This window comes from Pseudomonas sp. PICF141 (genome assembly GCF_002286815.1).
GTDB lineage: Bacteria > Pseudomonadota > Gammaproteobacteria > Pseudomonadales > Pseudomonadaceae > Aquipseudomonas.
In genome coordinates this window covers 20,147-39,149 of the sequence record NZ_MUNM01000085.1, presented here as the reverse complement: position 1 = coordinate 39,149, position 19,003 = coordinate 20,147, and the positions used below count along the sequence as shown (strand labels likewise).

Genomic DNA, 19,003 nt, shown 5'->3' with positions numbered 1-19,003 from the left:
GGCATTGGAGGGGTTGGTTTTTCGCAACCGCCAGGTGGGGGGGCATGCTGATGTTAAAAGCAGAGCAACCCCGCCGTTGAGCATCCCGCCAACCGATGACTCAAGCCGCTTGCTTGCCGCTGGCAATCGCCTGCGAAGCCGCCAGCATCGCCCGCAACAACACCGCACACCCGGCGGCCAAATCATCGGGGGTGGCGTTTTCGATTTCGTTGTGGCTGATGCCGCCCTCGCAAGGCACGAAGATCATCCCGGCCGGGCCGAGTTCGGCGAGAAAGATTGCGTCGTGCCCGGCTCCGCTGACGATGTCCATGTGCGACAAACCCAACCCTTGAGCGGCGCCGCGCACCGCTTCGACGCAGCCCTTGTCGAAGTACAGCGGCGGGAAGTCGGCGGTGGGGGTCAGTTCGAAGGTCAGGCCGTGTTCCTCGCAGGTGGTTTCGATGACTTCGCGAACCTCGGCGATCATTGAATCGAGTCGAGCCGGCTCCAGATGACGGAAATCCAGGGTCATGCGCACTTCACCGGGAATCACGTTGCGTGAGCCGGGGTAGGCTTGCAGGCAGCCGACGGTGCCGCAGGCGTGGGGTTGGTGGCCGAGGGCGGCGCGATTGACCGCGCCGACGATTATCGCGGCGCCGACCAGAGCGTCCTTGCGCAGGTGCATTGGCGTCGGACCGGCGTGGGCTTCGACGCCGCGCAGTTTCAGGTCGAACCATTTTTGCCCCAGCGCGCCCATCACTACGCCAATGGTTTTGTGCTCGTCTTCAAGAATCGGGCCTTGCTCGATGTGAGCTTCGAAATACGCGCCGACGGTATGGCCGCTGACCTTGCGCGGCCCGGCATAGCCAATGGCGTTCAGGGCTTCGCCGACGGTCACGCCCTGGGCATCGACCTTGGCCAGGGTTTCTTCGAGGGTGAATTTTTCCGCGAACACGCCGGAGCCCATCATGCAGGGAGCGAAGCGCGAGCCTTCTTCGTTGGTCCAGACCACCACTTCCAGCGGTGCTTCGGTTTCCACACCCAAGTCATTGAGGGTACGCAAGACTTCGACCCCGGCCAGTACGCCAAAGCAGCCATCGAACTTGCCGCCCGTGGGTTGGGTGTCGATGTGGCTGCCGGTCATTACCGGTGGCAGGTTCGGATTGCGGCCCGGACGGCGGGCGAAGATATTGCCGACGGCGTCGATGCTGACGGTGCAGCCGGCCTCCTCGCACCAGTTCACGAAGATGTCCCGGGCCTGGCGGTCGAGATCGGTCAGGGCCAGCCGGCAGACGCCGCCCTTGACCGTGGCACCGAGTTTGGCCAGGTCCATGAGCGACTGCCACAGACGGTCGCGGTTGATGTGCTGATGGGTGGATTGCAGAACGTCTATGGCCGCGTTCATGGTGATCTCCTCAGGCAGTTGTTATAAGTTTCTTCTGATAGTTCCCACGCTCTGCGTGGGAATTCATCCATGGACGCTCTGCGTCCGCTTCTGGGACGCGGAGCGTCCCGGGCTGCATTCCCACGCAGAGCGTGGGAACGATCAAACTCACACCGCCGATTTCACAGCAGTCGGACTCGGTCGCATCACACTCAACCCGTAATAGATCAGCCCACCCAGGACCGAGCCGGTGAACCAGCCGTAGCTGTAGAACCAGCTGAACGCATCGCTGCCCAGCGATAGCAGGGTCAACGCCACTGGCACGCCGAACGCGATAAAACCGAACCAGTTCCACGCCGGGTAAACGTCATCACGGTAGAGGCCGGCCAAATCCAGTTGCTGTTTCTTGATCAGGAAATAGTCCACCACCATGATCCCGGCGATCGGGCCCAGCAGGCTCGAATAGCCCAGCAACCAGTTGGAATACACCGTCTCCAGGCTCAAATCCGAGACGATCAACCCCAGTTTTTTCAACAATTCATGAGCCATTAGCGCCAACCCGACCAGCCCCGTGAGCATCACCGCTTTGGTGCGGTTGATGACCTTGGGCGCAACGTTCTGGAAATCGTTGGTCGGCGAAACAATGTTAGCCGCGGTGTTGGTCGACAACGTGGCGATGATGATCAGCGCCATGGCCAGTGCGACCCAGACCGGGCTCTGGATATGGCCGATCAGGGTGACCGGATCAGAGACGGTGACGCCCACCAGTTTTACCGACGCGGCCGTCATCACCACACCAAGGGAGGCGAACAGGAACATGGTCAGGGGCAAGCCGATAATCTGCCCGACGATCTGATCCTTCTGGCTTTTCGCGTAGCGGCTGAAGTCCGGAATGTTCAGCGACAAAGTCGCCCAGAACCCGACCATGGCGGTCAGCCCGGCGGCAAAGTAACTCACCACACTGGCCCCTTCCGGACGCTTGGCCGGGATCGCCATCAATTCACTCATCGATACGTTCGGCATCGCCCATACCAGCAACCCCACGCCCACCAATACCAACAACGGTGCCGAAAGGGTTTCCAACCATTTGATCGAGTCCGCGCCGCGAATCACCACCCACAGGTTCAAGGCCCAGAACAGCATGAAGCCGATCACTTCACCGGTGCCGCCGAGGGCTTTCCAGTCATCGAACACTGACCCGAGAAACAGGTGAATCGCCAGCCCGCCGAACATCGTTTGAATGCCGAACCAGCCGCACGCCACCAGGGCACGAATCAGACACGGAATGTTGGAACCGAGGATGCCGAAGGAGGAGCGCAGCAACACCGGAAACGGAATCCCGTACTTGGTGCCGGGAAAGGCGTTCAGGGTCAGCGGGATCAGCACGATGATGTTGGCAAACAGTATCGCCAGCAGCGCTTCACCGACGCTCAGGCCGAAATAAGCGGTGAGCACGCCGCCGAGGGTGTAGGTCGGCACGCAGATCGCCATGCCGACCCACAGCGCGGTGATGTGCCATTTGTTCCAGGTTCGCTCGTGCACCTTGGTCGGTGCCATGTCGTGGTTGTAACGGGGACTGTCGAGCACGTCGCTGCCGGCTTCAAGCTCAAACAAGCCGTCGCGCTCGGTCACTTGCGATCTGATCTGTTGCATGGCCGCTCCACTGTTCTTTTGATTATTTTTGCTCATCAGGGGCTGGCACAACGTGCGCCAGCCGACGATGGCCGGAGAAACTGACAACGTTCATGGACCGGCCAAGGTGTCAGCGGCGGCATCAATAAACGTGCCGGGTGCCCCGCTTACGCATCGGGTCGAGCCATAAATTTTCGCTAACCAACTGATGTTAATCAGCTTTATTTATCTAACCATTGAATCCGCGCAAGTTGCCAAGTCACTCAGGCCGAATGTCAGGCAAGTTGTCCGAACAGTCAGGACTCAATCTGGTGCGTCGATCTTTTTTGAAAGATTGCGCATCAACCATAGACCATCCTCAAGCAGCTGATTTCACATAGAAAATCTTGACCATATTTCGAACCTGTCAAGTGCGTCAAAATGGTGAGAGGCCTCACCATTTTGGTGATTTCCAGTTTAAATCGTTAATTTTCAATTGGTTAAGCAAGCTATAAGCTTATAAAAAATATTCTTGCTCAATCGACAAACTGCAGCTAGCGTTTATTCTTGACAGCGCTGACAGGAATACACCGATTGGCGTCTGCTTCATATAAAACATTTAGAACCGGCATCAGTCGGTCAATGCCTGCGAGGAACTCGGAATGTCTCTGTTGATCCGTGGCGCCACCGTTATTACCCATGATGAAAGTTATCGCGCCGACGTCTATTGCGCCGACGGTATGATCAAAGCCATCGGTGAAAACCTCGATGTTCCCGCCGATGCCGAAGTACTCGACGGCAGCGGCCAATACCTGATGCCCGGCGGCATCGACCCGCACACGCATATGCAGCTGCCATTCATGGGCACGGTGGCCAGCGAAGACTTTTTTAGCGGCACCGCGGCGGGGCTTGCGGGCGGTACCACCTCGATCATCGACTTCGTGATTCCCAACCCGCAGCAATCGTTGATGGAAGCCTTTCATCAATGGCGCGGCTGGGCCGAGAAGTCGGCATCCGACTACGGTTTCCATGTCGCCATCACTTGGTGGAGCGAGCAGGTCCGCGAAGAAATGGCCGAGCTGGTCAGCCATCACGGGGTCAACAGCTTCAAGCATTTCATGGCCTACAAGAACGCGATCATGGCCGCCGACGATACGTTGGTGGCGAGTTTCGAGCGGTGCCTGGAATTGGGTGCGGTACCGACCGTGCACGCGGAAAACGGCGAGCTGGTCTATCACCTGCAACGCAAGTTGATGGCCCAGGGCCTGACCGGGCCGGAAGCGCATCCCCTGTCGCGCCCTTCGCAGGTGGAAGGTGAAGCCGCGAGCCGGGCGATCCGCATCGCCGAAACCCTCGGTACGCCGTTGTATCTGGTGCACGTCTCGACCAAGGAAGCCCTCGACGAAATCACCTACGCTCGCGCCAAGGGCCAACCGGTTTATGGCGAAGTACTGGCCGGGCATCTGCTGCTGGACGACAGCGTTTATCAACACCCGGATTGGCAGACCGCCGCCGGTTACGTGATGAGCCCGCCCTTCCGTCCTCGCGGCCATCAAGAGGCGCTTTGGCACGGCCTGCAAGCGGGCAACCTGCACACCACCGCCACCGACCATTGCTGCTTCTGCGCCGAGCAAAAAGCCGCCGGCCGTGACGACTTCAGCAAAATCCCGAACGGCACCGCCGGGATCGAAGACCGCATGGCGGTGCTCTGGGATGAAGGGGTCAACACCGGGCGTTTGTCGATGCAGCATTTTGTTGCCCTCACCTCTACCAACACCGCGAAAATCTTCAACCTCTACCCGCGCAAGGGTGCGATTCGTGTGGGTGCCGACGCCGACCTGGTGCTGTGGGATCCGCAAGGTACGCGGACGATTTCAGCCAAGACCCATCACCAGCAAGTCGACTTCAACATCTTCGAAGGCAAGACCGTACGCGGCGTGCCGAGCCACACCGTCAGCCAGGGTCGCGTGGTGTGGGCCGATGGCGATTTGCGCGCCGAGCGTGGTGCCGGTCGGTACGTCGAACGGCCGGCGTATCCGGCGGTGTTCGATTTGCTGAGCAAGCGGGCTGAGATGAATAAGCCGACGGCAGTGAAACGCTGAGCCGTACCCACGATCGTTCCCACGCTTTGCGTGGTAATGCAGCCCGGGACGCTCTGCATCCCATTGGAACGCGGAGCGTCCCTTGAGGCATTCCCACGCAGAGCGTGGGAACGATCAGCCCATCAGAGGCAGAACCTCAAATAACCGTGAGGCCACCACCGTGATCAAGACTTTGAACCACCTCCCGCATCCCCATGAGGACGCGGCCGCCCTCGCCGGCCATTTCACCGATCTGGCGCCGCCGCTCAACGACCGTCAGGCCCATCTGGAAGCCTCGCGCTGTCTGTATTGCTACGACGCGCCCTGCGTGAATGCCTGCCCGAGCGACATCGATATTCCGTCGTTCATCCGCAATATCCATCAGGAAAACGTGCAGGGCGCGGCGCAAAAAATCCTCTCGGCGAACATCCTCGGCGGCAGTTGCGCCCGGGTCTGCCCGACGGAGATTCTTTGCCAGCAGGCCTGCGTGCGCAACAACGCCCAGGAATGCGCACCGGTGCTGATCGGCCTGCTGCAACGCTATGCCGTGGACAATGCCCATTTCAGCGAACACCCGTTCCAGCGTGCCGCCTCGACCGGCAAGCGCATCGCCGTGGTCGGTGCCGGCCCGGCCGGTTTGTCGTGTGCGCACCGCAGCGCCATGCACGGCCATGACGTGGTGATTTTCGAGGCCCGGGAAAAGGCTGGCGGCCTCAACGAATACGGGATCGCCAAGTACAAACTGGTGGACGATTACGCGCAGAAGGAGCTCGAATTCCTGATGGGGATTGGCGGGATCGAAATCCGCCACGGCCAGAAACTCGGCGACAACCTGACCCTTAGCGAACTGCATCAGCAATTCGACGCGGTGTTCCTCGGCCTCGGCCTGGCCGCCAGCAAACAATTGGGACTGGCCCATGAGGAGGCCCCCGGCCTGCTCGCCGCCACCGAGTACATTCGCGAATTGCGCCAGGCCGATGACCTGACGCAACTGCCGCTGGCCGAGCACTGCATTGTCCTCGGTGCCGGCAACACCGCCATCGACATGGCCGTGCAAATGGCTCGCCTCGGCGCACGCGACGTGAATCTGGTGTACCGTCGCGGCGTCGAGGACATGGGCGCCACCGGTCACGAACAGGACATCGCCAAGGCAAATCAGGTGCGGCTGCTGACGTGGGCACAACCCGACGAAGTCCTGCTCGATGAGAACGGCCAGGTGCGTGGCATGCGCTTTGCCCGCACCCGATTGGTGGAAGGTCGACTGCAAACCACCGGCGAAACCTTCGAACTGGCCGCCGACGCGATCTTCAAAGCCATCGGCCAAACCTTCGACAACAGCGCCCTCGCCGATCCGCTAGCCCGTGAACTCAAGCGTCAGGGCGACCGCATCCTTGTCGACGAACAGCTGCGCACCAGCATTCCCGGCGTGTATGCCGGCGGCGATTGCACCAGCCTCGATCAGGACCTCACCGTGCAGGCCGTGCAGCACGGCAAGTTGGCCGCCGAGGCGATCAACGCTCAACTCATGCTCAACGTGGAGGCTGCGTAAATGGCCGATCTTTCGATTGTCTTCGCCGGCATCAAAGCCCCCAATCCGTTCTGGCTGGCCTCTGCGCCACCGACCGATAAAGCCTACAACGTGGTTCGCGCGTTCGAAGCCGGCTGGGGCGGTGTGGTCTGGAAAACCCTGGGTGAAGACCCGGCGGCGGTCAACGTATCGTCACGCTACTCGGCGCACTTCGGGGCCAATCGGGAGGTGCTTGGTTTCAACAACATTGAACTGATCACCGACCGTTCGCTGGAGATCAACCTGCGGGAAATCACCCAGGTCAAAAAGGACTGGCCGGATCGCGCGTTGATCGTGTCGCTGATGGTGCCCTGCGTCGAAGACTCGTGGAAAAACATCCTGCCGCTGGTGCAAGCCACCGGAGCCGATGGCATCGAACTGAATTTCGGCTGCCCCCACGGCATGCCGGAACGGGGCATGGGCGCGGCGGTCGGCCAGGTGCCGGAGTATGTCGAACAGGTCACCCGCTGGTGCAAGACGTATTGCTCATTGCCGGTGATCGTCAAACTCACGCCGAACATCACCGACATCCGTGTCGCCGCCCGTGCCGCTTACCGGGGCGGGGCCGATGCGGTGTCGCTGATCAACACCATCAACTCGATCACCAGCGTCAATCTGGAACGCATGGTCGCCAACCCTGTCGTGGGCAGCCAAAGCACCCATGGCGGCTATTGCGGCTCGGCGGTCAAGCCGATTGCCTTGAACATGGTCGCCGAAATCGCCCGCGACCCACAGACCCAGGGCCTGCCGATCTCGGGTATCGGTGGCATCGGCAGCTGGCGCGATGCGGCGGAATTCATCGCATTGGGCAGCGGTTCGGTGCAGGTGTGCACAGCGGCGATGCTGCATGGTTTCCGGATTGTCGAGGAGATGAAAGACGGTTTGTCCCGCTGGATGGACAGTCAGGGCTACGCCAGCGTGTCGGAATTTTCCGGGCGAGCGGTGGGCAATACCACGGACTGGAAGTACCTGGACATCAACTATCAGGTGATTGCGAAGATTGATCAGCAGGCGTGTATCGGCTGCGGACGCTGCCACATCGCTTGCGAAGACACCTCGCACCAGGCAATTGCGAGCCTCAAGCAGGCGGACGGGACGCATAAATATGAAGTGATCGATGATGAGTGCGTGGGCTGCAATCTGTGCCAGATCACGTGCCCGGTGCAAGATTGCATCGAGATGGTGCCGATGGAGAACGGCAAGCCGTTTCTGGACTGGAACCATGATCCGAGGAATCCGTACCACACCACCGTCTAACCGATCGTTCCCATGCTCCGCGTGGGAATGCAGCCCGGGACGCTCCGCGTCCCAAGAGCGGACGCAGAGCGTCCATTGAGGCATTCCCACGCAGAGCGTGGGAACGATCTGGTTACGGCTCCAACCCGATCCCCCGCAAGATCACGCTGGTCACCGTCTGCACCGCCCGCTCGAACTGCAAGTCCGACAGCGGCTGGTGATCATTAAGAATATTCACTTGGTGATCAAAGTCGGCGTAATGCTGGGTCGAGGCCCAGATCATGTACAGCAGGCAGGAAGGCTCCACCGGCAGGATGCGTTTGTCCTCCACCCACTGGCGAATTTTCGCTTCTTTCATCTTGGCCCAGTCGTACAGGCTGGCGTCCAGTTTCTCACCCAGCGTCGGCGCACCGTGGATGATTTCGTTGGCCCAGACTTTCGAGCCGTACGGTCGGCTGCGGGAATGGTTCATCTTGGCGCGGATGTAACTGCTGAGCACCACTCGCGGGTCATCGAACATCTCGAAGCACAAGGCATCCTGCTTCCACACTTCCAGCAAACCCAGCAAGACCGCGCTGTACAGCTCGCTCTTGGTGCTGAAGTAGTAATGCAGGTTGGAGCGCGGCAATTGCACTTCGGCAGCAATGTCGGCCATGGCCGTGCTGCCGAAACCTTTTTCGGCAAAGACTTTTTCGGCCCCCAGCAGAATTTTTTCGACGTTACTGCGACGAATCTCGATCTTGTGATTGCCCATGAGGGCTCCCTGACAACAGCGTTGCTCAAGACTAGCATCCGCTCTGGATCGGGGCGACAGGGGAAAACGAAACTTCCTACGGTCGTCTTGCGGCTTGGTGACAGTCAATGCTGAAGGGACAAGTCATCGTATAACTTGTGATTGACATTCCCTCAACGCCTCGCAAATAATCGCCGCCAATGTTGTACGACGACGTATAACAAAAAATAAAAACAACAAAAAAACAACGGAGCGTTATCGTGAGCAGACTCGCCCGCAATTCCTTCGCCAGCACCCCTCGCCCCACCTTCGTCCGTCGCCATACGCTCAGCCTGATCGGTTGCAGCAGCCTGGCCTTCGTCCTGCCCATGACTAGCCAGGCCGAAGGTTTCGTCGATGACGCCAAGGCCACGCTGAACCTGCGTAACGCTTACATCAATCGCAACTTCACCAACCCGAACAATGCCCAGGGCAAGGCTGAAGAGTGGACGCAAAACTTCATCCTCGACGCCAGATCCGGATTCACCCCCGGCCCCGTCGGTTTCGGCGTGGATGTGCTCGGTCTGTACTCGCAGAAGCTCGACGGCGGTAAGGGTACGGGCGGTACGCAGTTGTTGCCGATTCATGATGACGGCCGCCCCGCGGACAATTTCGGCCGTCTGGGCGTGGCGCTGAAAGCCAAGGTGTCGAAAACCGAATTGAAGGTCGGGGAATGGATGCCGGTGCTGCCGATCCTGCGCTCCGATGATGGTCGCTCGCTGCCGCAAACCTTTCGCGGCGGCCAGGTCACCTCCACCGAACTCAGCGGCCTGACGCTCTACGGCGGCCAGTTCCGCGGCAACAGCCCGCGCAATGACGCGAGCATGGAAGATATGTCGATGAACGGCAGAGGCGCGTTCACCTCCGACCGCTTCAACTTTGGCGGCGGCGAATATGCGTTCAATGAAAAGCGCACTCAGGTCGGTGTCTGGTACGCGGAACTCAGTGATATCTATCAGCAGCAGTATTTCAACCTGAGCCATAGCCAGCCTTTGGGTGACTGGACCCTGGGTGCCAACCTCGGTTACTTCATCGGCAAGGAAGACGGCAACGCCCTGGCCGGTGACCTCGACAACAAAACCGCGTTTGCCTTGCTCTCGGCCAAATACGGCGGCAATACCTTTTATGTCGGCCTGCAAAAACTCAGCGGCGACAGCGCCTGGATGCGCGTCAACGGCACCAGCGGCGGCACGTTGGCCAACGACAGCTACAACGCCAGCTATGACAACGCCAGGGAACGCTCCTGGCAGGTGCGCCATGACTACAACTTCGTCGCCCTCGGCATTCCCGGCCTGACGCTGATGAACCGCTACATCAGCGGCGATAACGTGCACACCGGGGCGATCAGCGATGGCAAGGAATGGGGCCGTGAATCGGAACTGGCCTACACCGTGCAAAGCGGCGCGCTGAAGAACCTCAACGTCAAATGGCGCAACGCGACCATCCGCCGCGATTTCAGTACCAATGAATTCGATGAGAACCGCATCTTTATCAGTTACCCGATTTCGTTGTTGTAAGGCGCGAAGCCTGCGTTCAGCTGTAGCAGCTGTCGAGCTCGCGAGGCTGCGTTCGGCTGCGAAGCAGTCGCAAACCCTGAATGCATCGGTGTGTCTGACGGACCGCAGTGCCTGATTTTACGGCTGCTGCGCAGCCGAACGCAGGCTTCGCCAGCTGCTACAAAAGAGTGTCGCGAAATGCACTCACTGGATGAACATGACCCTCCGTCAATTTCAACCAAAGTCGCGTTGACAAGCGCCGGAAAGCCCAACAATATTCCACCAAGTCATACGACAACCTACAACAACCAATAACTATAAATTTTCTGTTCAGGTAATTACATGACGATCACATCCCCCTTCAATCGCCTGCTCCTGACCGGTGCCGCCGGTGGCCTCGGTAAAGTCCTGCGCGAGCGCCTGCGACCTTACGCCAACGTCCTCCGCCTGTCGGATATCGCCGACATGGCGCCAGCCATGGATGATCGCGAAGAAGTCGTGCCCTGCGACCTTGCCGACAAGCAAGCGGTGCATCAACTGGTGGAAGGCGTGGACGCCATCCTGCACTTCGGCGGCGTGTCGGTAGAACGTCCGTTCGAGGAGATTCTCGGCGCCAACATCTGCGGCGTGTTCCATATCTACGAAGCGGCCCGCCGTCACGGCGTGAAGCGGGTGATTTTCGCCAGTTCCAACCACGTCATCGGCTTTTACAAGCAGGACGAAACCCTCGACGCCCACTCCCCTCGCCGCCCGGATGGCTATTACGGTTTGTCCAAGTCCTATGGCGAAGACATGGCCAGTTTCTACTTCGATCGCTATGGCATCGAAACCGTCAGCATCCGCATCGGCTCTTCGTTCCCGGAACCACAGAACCGTCGAATGATGAGCACCTGGCTGAGCTTCGACGACATGACCCGACTGCTCGAACGCGCGTTGTACACCCCCAATGTCGGCCACACCGTGGTGTACGGCATGTCCGACAACAAGACCATCTGGTGGGACAACCGTTTCGCCGCACACCTGGTTTTTGCGCCACAGGACACGTCCGAAGTCTTCCGCGAAAAAATCGAAGCCCAACCCATGCCTGCCGAGGATGATCCGGCCCGGGTTTATCAGGGTGGCGCCTTTGTCGCGGCCGGGCCGTTCGGCGACTGAGCCCTCGCCAATCCCCCTAACAAACCAAGGGAATGCGTTGCCATGCAAGCCGAATTGATTGTCGATGCCCGCAATGCGGTCGGTGAAAGCCCGGTGTGGGTCCCCGAGGAAAACGCCCTGTACTGGGTCGATATTCCAGCTGGCGGGCTCCAGCGCTGGAGCGCCGACAGCGGGCATGTTCATGCCTGGAAAGCCCCGCAAATGCTTGCCTGTGTCGCTCGTCACAGCGCGGGTGGCTGGGTCGCCGGCATGGAAAGCGGGTTCTTTCACCTGCAACCGCACAACGATGGCAGCCTCGACAGCGAACTATTGGCCCCCGTCGATCATGCCCGCCCCGGCATGCGCCTGAACGATGGCCGTTGTGATCGTCAGGGTCGTTTCTGGGCCGGCAGCATGGTGCTGGACATGGGCGCCAACGCCGCCGACGGCAGGCTTTATCGCTACAGCGCTGGACAGGCCGGGCCGTTCGATGCCTGGCTCAGCGGTTTCATCGTGCCCAACGGCCTGGCTTTCAGCCCGGACGGCAAGACGATGTACCTCTCCGATTCACACCCGAACGTGCAGCAGATCTGGGCCTTCGATTACGACATCGACAGCGGCATGCCGTCCAACCGTCGGCTGTTCGTCGACATGCATCACTTCCTTGGCCGCCCCGATGGCGCGGCAGTGGATGCCGACGGTTGCTATTGGATCTGCGCTAACGACGCCGGGCTGATTCACCGCTTCACCCCCGATGGCCGACTGGATCGTTCGCTTCCCGTGCCGGTGAAGAAACCGACCATGTGCGCCTTCGGTGGCAGCCAGCTCGACACCCTGTTTGTGACCTCGATCCGCCCCGCTGACGACCATGACGAACAGTCGCTGGCCGGCGGCGTGTTCGCCCTCGCCCCCGACGCCAAAGGCTTGCCGGAACCGGTGTTCAACGTATTGCCGTAAACCCTCTGCTGCATCGCTGTGCCTTGAATAAAAACAACAAGACTGGAGACGCAACCCATGGCTTTCAAACGCACCTTGCTCGCCGCTGCACTTCCCATTACTGCAGCACTCAGCTTCACCCTCAGCAGCGCCGCCCAGGCGCTGGAAATCAAATTCGCCGACATTCATCCCGCCGGTTACCCGACCGTGGTCGCTGAAGAACAGCTGGGTAAAACCCTGGTCACCGACAGCAACGGCAAGCTGACTTTCAAGATGTTCGCTGGCGGTGTGCTCGGTTCGGAAAAAGAAGTCATCGAACAGGCTCAGGTCGGCGCCATTCAGATGGCCCGGGTCAGCCTTGGCATCGTCGGGCCGGTGGTGCCGGATGTAAACGTGTTCAACATGCCGTTCGTGTTCCGCGACCAGGCGCACATGCGCAAAGTCATCGACGGTGAGATTGGCGACGAGATCCTCGACAAGATCACCCACTCCGAATTCAACCTGGTCGCCCTGGCCTGGATGGACGGCGGCACGCGCAATATCTACACCAAGAAACCGGTACGCAGCCTCGCCGACCTCAAAGGCATGAAGATCCGCGTGCAAGGCAACCCGATGTTCATCGACACCATCAATGCCATGGGCGGCAATGGCATCGCGATGGACACCGGCGAGATCTTCAGTGCCTTGCAGACCGGGGTCATCGACGGCGCGGAAAACAACCCGCCGACCCTGCTCGAACACAACCACTACCAGAACGCCAAGTTCTACAGCCTGACCGGGCACCTGATCCTGCCCGAGCCAATCGTGATGTCGAAAATCACCTGGGAAAAACTCAGCCCCGACCAGCAAGTGCTGGTGAAGAAAGCCGCCAAAGCCGCACAGGCCCAGGAACGCATTCTGTGGGATGCGAAGTCGGCCAGCAGCGAAGAAAAACTCAAGGCTGCCGGCGTCGAGTTCATTACCGTCGACAAAAAACCTTTCCATGAAGCCACGGCGTCGGTGCGGGAAAAATACGGCGCACCTTACGCCGACCTGATCAAGCGCATCGAAGCGGTTCAGTAACCCTCCCTGTATTCATGAAAGGCCCGGCACCGTTGACGAGCGAATCGTCAGCGGCGCCCGGTTACGGTGAAATCCGATGAAGAATCTGCTACTGCGCATCAACGACAGGATTTACATGACCTGCATCTGGGTCGCCGGCCTGTCGGTCCTGGCGATCTCCCTGATCATTCCCTGGGGCGTCTTCGCCCGTTACATCCTCGGCACCGGTTCCAGCTGGCCAGAGCCCACCGCGATCTTGCTGATGATGGTCTTCACTTTCATCGGCGCCGCCGCCAGTTATCGCGCCGGTGCGCACATGGCCGTGGCCATGCTCACCGACCGTATGGCCCCCGAACTGCGCAAAACCATGAGCCTCATTTCGCAACTGTTGATGGCGACCATTTGCCTGTTCATGGCCATCTGGGGCACCAAGCTCTGCATGTCCACCTGGAACCAGTTCATGAGCGCCTTGCCCACCCTACGTGTGGGCATCACCTACATGCCAATCCCCGTGGGCGGTGTGCTGACGCTGATTTTTGTGCTGGAAAAACTCTTGCTCGGTGACCAGAGCAACCGTCGGGTCGTGCGTTTCGACCTGGTTGAAGAAAGCGAAGGTGCCGCCTAAATGGACGCTCTGATTCTGCTCGGCAGTTTTATCGCTTTGATCCTGATCGGCATGCCGGTCGCCTACGCCCTGGGGCTTTCCGCCCTGATCGGTGCATGGTGGATCGACATTCCGTTCCAAGCGCTGATGATTCAGGTCGCGGGCGGCGTGAACAAATTCTCGTTGCTGGCGATTCCTTTCTTCGTGCTCGCCGGCGCGATCATGGCCGAGGGCGGCATGTCCCGCAGGCTGGTGGCATTTGCCGGGGTGCTGGTGGGGTTCGTGCGCGGCGGCTTGTCGCTGGTGAACATCATGGCCTCGACCTTCTTCGGGGCGATTTCCGGCTCTTCGGTGGCGGACACGGCATCGGTCGGTTCGGTGCTGATTCCGGAAATGGAACGTCGCGGCTATCCGCGGGACTTCTCCACCGCCGTGACAGTCAGCGGTTCAGTGCAAGCCCTGCTGACGCCACCCAGCCATAACTCAGTGCTGTACTCGCTGGCCGCTGGCGGGACCGTTTCGATCGCTTCGCTGTTCATGGCCGGCGTAGTGCCGGGCCTGATGATGAGCGCGTGCCTGATGGTGCTGTGCCTGATTTTCGCCAGAAAGCGCAACTACCCCAAGGGCGAAGTCATTCCCCTCAAGCAGGCGCTGAAAATCTGCGGCGAAGCGATGTGGGGCATGATGGCGATGGTCATCATTCTGGGCGGGATTCTCTCGGGCATCTTCACTGCCACCGAATCGGCGGCGATCGCGGTGCTGTGGTCATTCTTCGTCACCATGTTCATCTACCGCGACTACAAGTGGAGTGAGCTGCCCAAATTGATGCACCGCACGGTGCGCACGATCTCGATCGTGATGATCCTGATCGGTTTTGCCGCCAGCTTCGGCTATATCATGACGCTGATGCAGATCCCGGCGAAGATCACCACGATGTTCCTGACCCTGTCGGACAACCGTTACGTGATTCTGATGTGCATCAACGTGATGCTGCTGTTGCTCGGCACGGTGATGGACATGGCGCCACTGATCCTGATCCTCACGCCGATTCTGATGCCGGTGATTCTGGGCATTGGCGTGGACCCGGTGCAGTTCGGCATGATCATGCTGGTGAACCTGGGGATCGGCTTGATCACGCCGCCGGTGGGCGCGGTACTGTTTGTCGGCTCAGCGGTGGGCAAGGTCAGCATCGAAAGCACCGTGAAAGCGCTGCTGCCGTTCTACGGCGTGCTGTTTCTGGTACTGATGGCCGTGACCTACATTCCCGCCATTTCGCTGTGGTTGCCGCATTTGGTGTTGTGACCTCAAAAGATCGCAGCCTTCGGCAGCTCCTACAGAATTTGTGTTCCTCCGATATTTCACGGGTGTGCGCAATTCCAATGTAGGAGCTGCCGCAGGCTGCGATCTTTTCAACCATTCAACGCAGGGCGAAAATCATGACCCTCAACACCCTCGAACTGGAAGACGAACTCACCCGCCTCACCCTCGCCCCCGAACTCGGTGCGAGCATCGTCAACTGGACGGTACGCAGCACCGGCCAGGCGCTGTTGCGCCACACTGACCTGCACGCCTTGAACACCGGCCTGCCCGGCAAACTCGCCTGTTATCCCTTGGCGCCATGGTCGAACCGCATCGCCGAAAGCGGTTTCGAATGCCCCAATGGCTGGCTCGCGCTGACGCCCAACAGCCTCAGCGATCCGCTGCCGATCCATGGCAGCGCCTGGCAACAGCCGTGGCAGATCGTCTCCCACACCTGCAATGAAATCGTCCTGCAACTCGATAGCACCACGCCCTTCGCTTATCGCGCAAGGCAACGTTTCCATCTAAGCGAGGGCAAGCTGAGCATTGATTTGCAGGTCACCCATCTGGCTGAACACCCCGCCTGGCATGGGCTCGGTTTGCACCCTTATTTCCCGCGCACTGCTGGCACTCAGTTGCAGGCGCAGGCGCGACAGGTCTGGTTGTGCGACGGCGCAAAACTGTCGACCCGGCTCAGTTCGATTCCTGAGGAATGGGACTTCAGCCAGCCCCGGGCATTACCCGAAACACTGGTGGACAACGGCTTTTGCGCCTGGGACGGCCACTGCCTGATCCAGCAACCCGAGCTGGGTTATGAACTGGAATGCCAGGCCACCGGCAGCGACTACTACCTGCTTTACTGCCCCGCAGGCCTGGAGTTTTTCTGTATCGAACCGGTGAGCCATCCGGTCAACGCCCATCACTTGCCGGGGCGGCCCGGGTTGCGTTTGCTGGAGCAAGGTCAATCTGCCGGGCTGGGTTTCAGCCTGCGCTATCGCTACGTCAACAGCTGAGTCAGCACCGCGCGCAACTTGCCGGGTTTCACCGGTTTGTTCAGCAAAGGCGCTCCGAGGCGCTGCAACGAGCGCCGGCACTGGTCGGTGCGGTCGGCGGTGATGATCACTGCCGCAATCCTCTGGCTGAAATGCTCGCGCAAATGCCGAACCACTTCACAACCCACCACGCCGTGGTCCAGGTGATAGTCGGCCAGAATCAATTCCGGCGCCTGTCCCTGCAAGGCCACCAGCGCGGTGGCTTCGTCGGTGGCGGTAATCACCTCGCAGCCCCACTGCCCGAGCAACGCGCTCATGCTTTCAAGAATGCTGACTTCATTATCCAGTACCAACAGCCGCCGGCCCGGCAACGGGTTACCGGTACTCGGTTGCGGCGCGGCCTGACTGATCGGCAGTGGAATCTCCTGAGAAATCGGCACCTCGATGCTGAACATCGAACCGCGCCCCGGGCGCGAATGCACCTTGATTCTGTAGTCGAGGATCTTGGCGATGCGTTCGACTATCGCCAGTCCAAGGCCCACGCCCTTGCGATCGGCGGCACGCCCGACGTCCAGTTGGTTGAACTCCAGGAAGATCGATTCAAGACGATCCGCCGGAATGCCGCGCCCGGTGTCCCAGACTTCGATACGCAGCGCATCCCCCCGGCGTCGTGCCCCCAGCAGAATGCAGCCTTCGTCGGTGTAGCGGCAGGCATTGCTGAGGAAGTTGCGCAGGATTCGGGTCATCAGGCGCAAATCGGTATGAATGGCGTAATCGCCCATGTGCACCCGCAGCTTCAACCCGGCTGCCGCAGCCACCGATTGAAATTCCGAGACCAGCGGCGCGAACAATTCGTCGAGGCGGTACAGGGCAATGTCCGGCTTCACCGCAGCCTGATCGAGGCGGGAAATGTCCAGCAGATCGGTGAGCAAATCTTCCGCCCCTTCCAGCGCCTGATGCGTGCGCTCCACCAGCACTTGCTCGACGTCGGGCAGTTTGCGTTCGCGCAAGGTCGAGATCAGCAAACGCGCGGCGTTGAGCGGTTGCAGCAAGTCGTGACTGGCGGCGGCGAGGTATTTGTCCTTGCTGCGATTGGCCGCTTCGGCGGCATCACGGGCATCGCGCAAGGCTTCGGCGGCGTCCAGCAATTCGTTGGTGCGCGCGGTGACCCGTTGCTCCAGTTCGTCATTGAGTTGTTGCAGGCGCTGCTGAGCCAGTTTTCGCTCGGTGATGTCGGCGACGAAGCCCTCCACCAAACCTTCCTGATCCGGTTTGAGCAGCAGGTTCATCAACACATCGAGAACGCTGCCGTCCTTGCGTCGCAGCTGAGTTTCATAGCCCAGCAGGCTGCGCTCGCGCTGGAGGATTTCGCCGATGTTTTCCAGCTCTTGCGCCCCGCCAACGAACAGCGTGCCCGCCAGGTCCGTCAGGGAAAACAGCACCTCCTGCGGGTTCTGATAGCCGAGCATCCGCGCCAGCGCCGGGTTGGCGGCGCGCATGCCCTCCAGCAGGCTGGCCTGGAAGATTCCGTGGACCGCGTTTTCGAACAGCCATTTGTAGCGGTTGCGTTCGGTTTCCAGCTCATCCAGGCGCGCAGCCAGTTCCGGGTAATGACTCTTGCGCGCCGAATGGTTGCCTAACCCCAGTAACCCGGTCAGCGCCCGTTGTTGCTCGTCAGAGGGCTTCGCCATAGACGACCTCGACATCGCGCTGACTGGATTCGCGCGGGTTGGTCAGGATGCACGGGTCGTGCATGGCGTGTTGCGACAGGAACGGGATATCCGCGGTACTCACCCCGTGCAGGCCGAGGGTTTCGTGGAAGCCGATGGCGTGTTTGAGGGCGATCAGGTGGTCGACCAGCCGCCCGCAGATCTGCCGGTGATTGAGACCCCGGCAATCGATGCCCAAGGTCTCGGCAATCACCTTGAAGCGCTCCGGCGCCGAGCTGTAGTTGAACGCCACCACGTGTTCCACCAACACCGCATTGCACAGGCCGTGGGGCAGATCGAGGAAACCGCCGAGGCTGTGGGACATGGCGTGCACCGCGCCAAGAATCGCGTTGGAGAACGCCAGCCCGGCCTGCATGCTGCCGAGCATGATTTTCTCGCGCAGGGCGATGTCGCCTGGGTTGGCGATCATTTGCACCAGATTGCCGTTGATCAGCCGCATCGCCTCCAGCGCATGAGGGTCGGTGAGCGGCCCGTGACCGGTGGAGACAAAGGCTTCAATGGCGTGGACCAATGCATCGATGCCGGTACAGGCCGACAGGAACGGGTCCATGCTCAGGGTGGTTTCCGGATCGATCAGCGACACGTCCGGCACTGCGGCTTTGCTGACGATGGAGAACTTCATGCGTTCTTGCTGATTGGAGATGATCACGAACTGCGAGACATCGGCCGACGTGCCGGCGGTGGTGGGGATCAGGATCAGCGGCGGGCTGGGCATGCGCAACATGTCCACGCCCTCGAATTCGAGGATGTTGCGCCCGTGGGCGACGACAATGCCGATGCCCTTGCCGCAATCCATCGGGCTGCCGCCGCCGATCGCCACGATCACATCGCAGTGATTCTCCCGGTACAGCTCGGCACCGAGCATGACTTCTTCGATCCGTGGGTTGGGCGAAACGTCGCTGTACACAAAGAAATCAATGCCCAAGGCTTGCAGGCTGGCCTCGACATCGGCGACCCAACCGGCGGCAATCACACCGGGGTCGCTGACCACCAGCACTTTGCGGGCGCCGAAGGTCTTGGCGTAGTTACCGACGTTGTGCCGACAGCCGGCACCGAAGATGATTTCAGGCGAAACGAATTTACGCAGCTGGCTGAGATTCTGGCTCATTGGAAGCCTGTTTTTATTGTTTTGAAAGGTAAA

15 protein-coding genes are annotated in these 19,003 nt (G+C 60.1%); 10 read left to right on the top strand and 5 right to left on the bottom strand.

What is annotated here, in order from left to right; all coding sequences use genetic code 11:
* Positions 1–100 precede the first annotated feature (100 nt).
* Together BZL43_RS25405 and BZL43_RS25395 are read right to left on the bottom strand one after the other, a co-directional pair.
* Positions 101–1,384 carry a Zn-dependent hydrolase gene (locus BZL43_RS25405; protein WP_095634818.1) on the bottom strand — a complete coding sequence of 428 codons (1,284 nt, stop codon included), beginning with the start codon at positions 1,382–1,384 and terminating at the stop codon, positions 101–103.
* Positions 1,385–1,531: 147 nt separating this feature from the next.
* The gene (locus BZL43_RS25395) at positions 1,532–3,016 is read right to left on the bottom strand and encodes an NCS1 family nucleobase:cation symporter-1 (RefSeq protein ID WP_095634817.1); all 1,485 of its coding nucleotides are present in this window, start codon (positions 3,014–3,016) and stop codon (positions 1,532–1,534) included.
* A 620-nt stretch (positions 3,017–3,636) separates the two neighbouring features.
* Between BZL43_RS25395 and hydA the strand changes: the two genes are divergently transcribed.
* The 3 genes from hydA (at position 3,637) to preA (ending at position 7,879) form a co-directional block, all read left to right on the top strand.
* Positions 3,637–5,076, top strand: coding sequence for a dihydropyrimidinase (hydA, locus tag BZL43_RS25390; protein ID WP_095634816.1), 1,440 nt, complete (start codon positions 3,637–3,639; stop codon positions 5,074–5,076).
* Positions 5,077–5,236: 160 nt separating this feature from the next.
* Entirely contained in the window at positions 5,237–6,604 is a 1,368-nt protein-coding gene (locus BZL43_RS25385) for an NAD(P)-dependent oxidoreductase (RefSeq protein ID WP_095634815.1), read from the top strand.
* On the top strand, positions 6,605–7,879 hold the full coding sequence (gene preA, locus BZL43_RS25380; protein WP_095634814.1) for an NAD-dependent dihydropyrimidine dehydrogenase subunit PreA: 1,275 nt from the start codon (positions 6,605–6,607) through the stop codon (positions 7,877–7,879).
* A 112-nt stretch (positions 7,880–7,991) separates the two neighbouring features.
* Here preA and BZL43_RS25375 read toward each other — a convergent pair whose 3' ends face one another.
* The gene (locus BZL43_RS25375; protein ID WP_095634813.1) at positions 7,992–8,612 is read right to left on the bottom strand and encodes a TetR/AcrR family transcriptional regulator; all 621 of its coding nucleotides are present in this window, start codon (positions 8,610–8,612) and stop codon (positions 7,992–7,994) included.
* A gap of 239 nt (positions 8,613–8,851) precedes the next feature.
* Here BZL43_RS25375 and BZL43_RS25370 point away from each other — a divergent pair, with 239 nt between their 5' ends.
* The 7 genes from BZL43_RS25370 (at position 8,852) to BZL43_RS25340 (ending at position 16,153) form a co-directional block, all read left to right on the top strand.
* Complete coding sequence (locus BZL43_RS25370; protein WP_095634812.1) at positions 8,852–10,147, top strand: OprD family porin; 1,296 nt, start codon at positions 8,852–8,854, stop codon at positions 10,145–10,147.
* A gap of 321 nt (positions 10,148–10,468) precedes the next feature.
* The gene (locus BZL43_RS25365; RefSeq protein ID WP_095634811.1) at positions 10,469–11,281 is read left to right on the top strand and encodes an NAD(P)-dependent oxidoreductase; all 813 of its coding nucleotides are present in this window, start codon (positions 10,469–10,471) and stop codon (positions 11,279–11,281) included.
* 42 nt (positions 11,282–11,323) lie between these two features.
* Positions 11,324–12,217, top strand: coding sequence for an SMP-30/gluconolactonase/LRE family protein (locus BZL43_RS25360; protein WP_095634810.1), 894 nt, complete (start codon positions 11,324–11,326; stop codon positions 12,215–12,217).
* 57 nt (positions 12,218–12,274) lie between these two features.
* Positions 12,275–13,258 (top strand): TRAP transporter substrate-binding protein, encoded by a 984-nt coding sequence (locus BZL43_RS25355; protein WP_095634809.1) that lies wholly within the window; start codon positions 12,275–12,277, stop codon positions 13,256–13,258.
* Between the two features lie 76 nt (positions 13,259–13,334).
* Positions 13,335–13,862, top strand: coding sequence for a TRAP transporter small permease (locus tag BZL43_RS25350; RefSeq protein WP_095634808.1), 528 nt, complete (start codon positions 13,335–13,337; stop codon positions 13,860–13,862).
* Entirely contained in the window at positions 13,863–15,143 is a 1,281-nt protein-coding gene (locus BZL43_RS25345) for a TRAP transporter large permease (protein WP_095634807.1), read from the top strand.
* 134 nt (positions 15,144–15,277) lie between these two features.
* Positions 15,278–16,153 (top strand): aldose 1-epimerase, encoded by an 876-nt coding sequence (locus BZL43_RS25340; RefSeq protein ID WP_095634806.1) that lies wholly within the window; start codon positions 15,278–15,280, stop codon positions 16,151–16,153.
* Here the strand turns inward: BZL43_RS25340 and BZL43_RS25335 are convergent.
* Together BZL43_RS25335 and ercA are read right to left on the bottom strand one after the other, a co-directional pair.
* A complete protein-coding gene (locus BZL43_RS25335) occupies positions 16,138–17,823 on the bottom strand; it encodes a NahK/ErcS family hybrid sensor histidine kinase/response regulator (RefSeq protein WP_095634805.1) in 1,686 nt (561 codons plus the stop codon). The genes BZL43_RS25340 and BZL43_RS25335 overlap by 16 nt on opposite strands.
* Positions 17,807–18,970 (bottom strand): alcohol dehydrogenase-like regulatory protein ErcA, encoded by a 1,164-nt coding sequence (gene ercA / locus BZL43_RS25330; protein WP_095634804.1) that lies wholly within the window; start codon positions 18,968–18,970, stop codon positions 17,807–17,809. The genes BZL43_RS25335 and ercA overlap by 17 nt, the downstream gene beginning before the upstream one ends.
* Positions 18,971–19,003: the final 33 nt, after the last annotated feature.

Excerpts from the sequence above, each read along its gene's own strand:
- BZL43_RS25405 (WP_095634818.1), bottom strand. The coding sequence starts at position 1,384 with ATGAACGCGGCCATAGACGTTCTGCAATCCACCCATCAGCACATCAAC.
- BZL43_RS25345 (WP_095634807.1), top strand. The coding sequence starts at position 13,863 with ATGGACGCTCTGATTCTGCTCGGCAGTTTTATCGCTTTGATCCTGATC.
- BZL43_RS25360 (WP_095634810.1), top strand. The coding sequence starts at position 11,324 with ATGCAAGCCGAATTGATTGTCGATGCCCGCAATGCGGTCGGTGAAAGC.
- hydA (WP_095634816.1), top strand. The coding sequence starts at position 3,637 with ATGTCTCTGTTGATCCGTGGCGCCACCGTTATTACCCATGATGAAAGT.
- BZL43_RS25395 (WP_095634817.1), bottom strand. The coding sequence starts at position 3,016 with ATGCAACAGATCAGATCGCAAGTGACCGAGCGCGACGGCTTGTTTGAG.
- BZL43_RS25340 (WP_095634806.1), top strand. The coding sequence starts at position 15,278 with ATGACCCTCAACACCCTCGAACTGGAAGACGAACTCACCCGCCTCACC.
- preA (WP_095634814.1), top strand. The coding sequence starts at position 6,605 with ATGGCCGATCTTTCGATTGTCTTCGCCGGCATCAAAGCCCCCAATCCG.
- BZL43_RS25350 (WP_095634808.1), top strand. The coding sequence starts at position 13,335 with ATGAAGAATCTGCTACTGCGCATCAACGACAGGATTTACATGACCTGC.
- BZL43_RS25365 (WP_095634811.1), top strand. The coding sequence starts at position 10,469 with ATGACGATCACATCCCCCTTCAATCGCCTGCTCCTGACCGGTGCCGCC.
- BZL43_RS25355 (WP_095634809.1), top strand. The coding sequence starts at position 12,275 with ATGGCTTTCAAACGCACCTTGCTCGCCGCTGCACTTCCCATTACTGCA.
- BZL43_RS25335 (WP_095634805.1), bottom strand. The coding sequence starts at position 17,823 with ATGGCGAAGCCCTCTGACGAGCAACAACGGGCGCTGACCGGGTTACTG.
- ercA (WP_095634804.1), bottom strand. The coding sequence starts at position 18,970 with ATGAGCCAGAATCTCAGCCAGCTGCGTAAATTCGTTTCGCCTGAAATC.
- BZL43_RS25375 (WP_095634813.1), bottom strand. The coding sequence starts at position 8,612 with ATGGGCAATCACAAGATCGAGATTCGTCGCAGTAACGTCGAAAAAATT.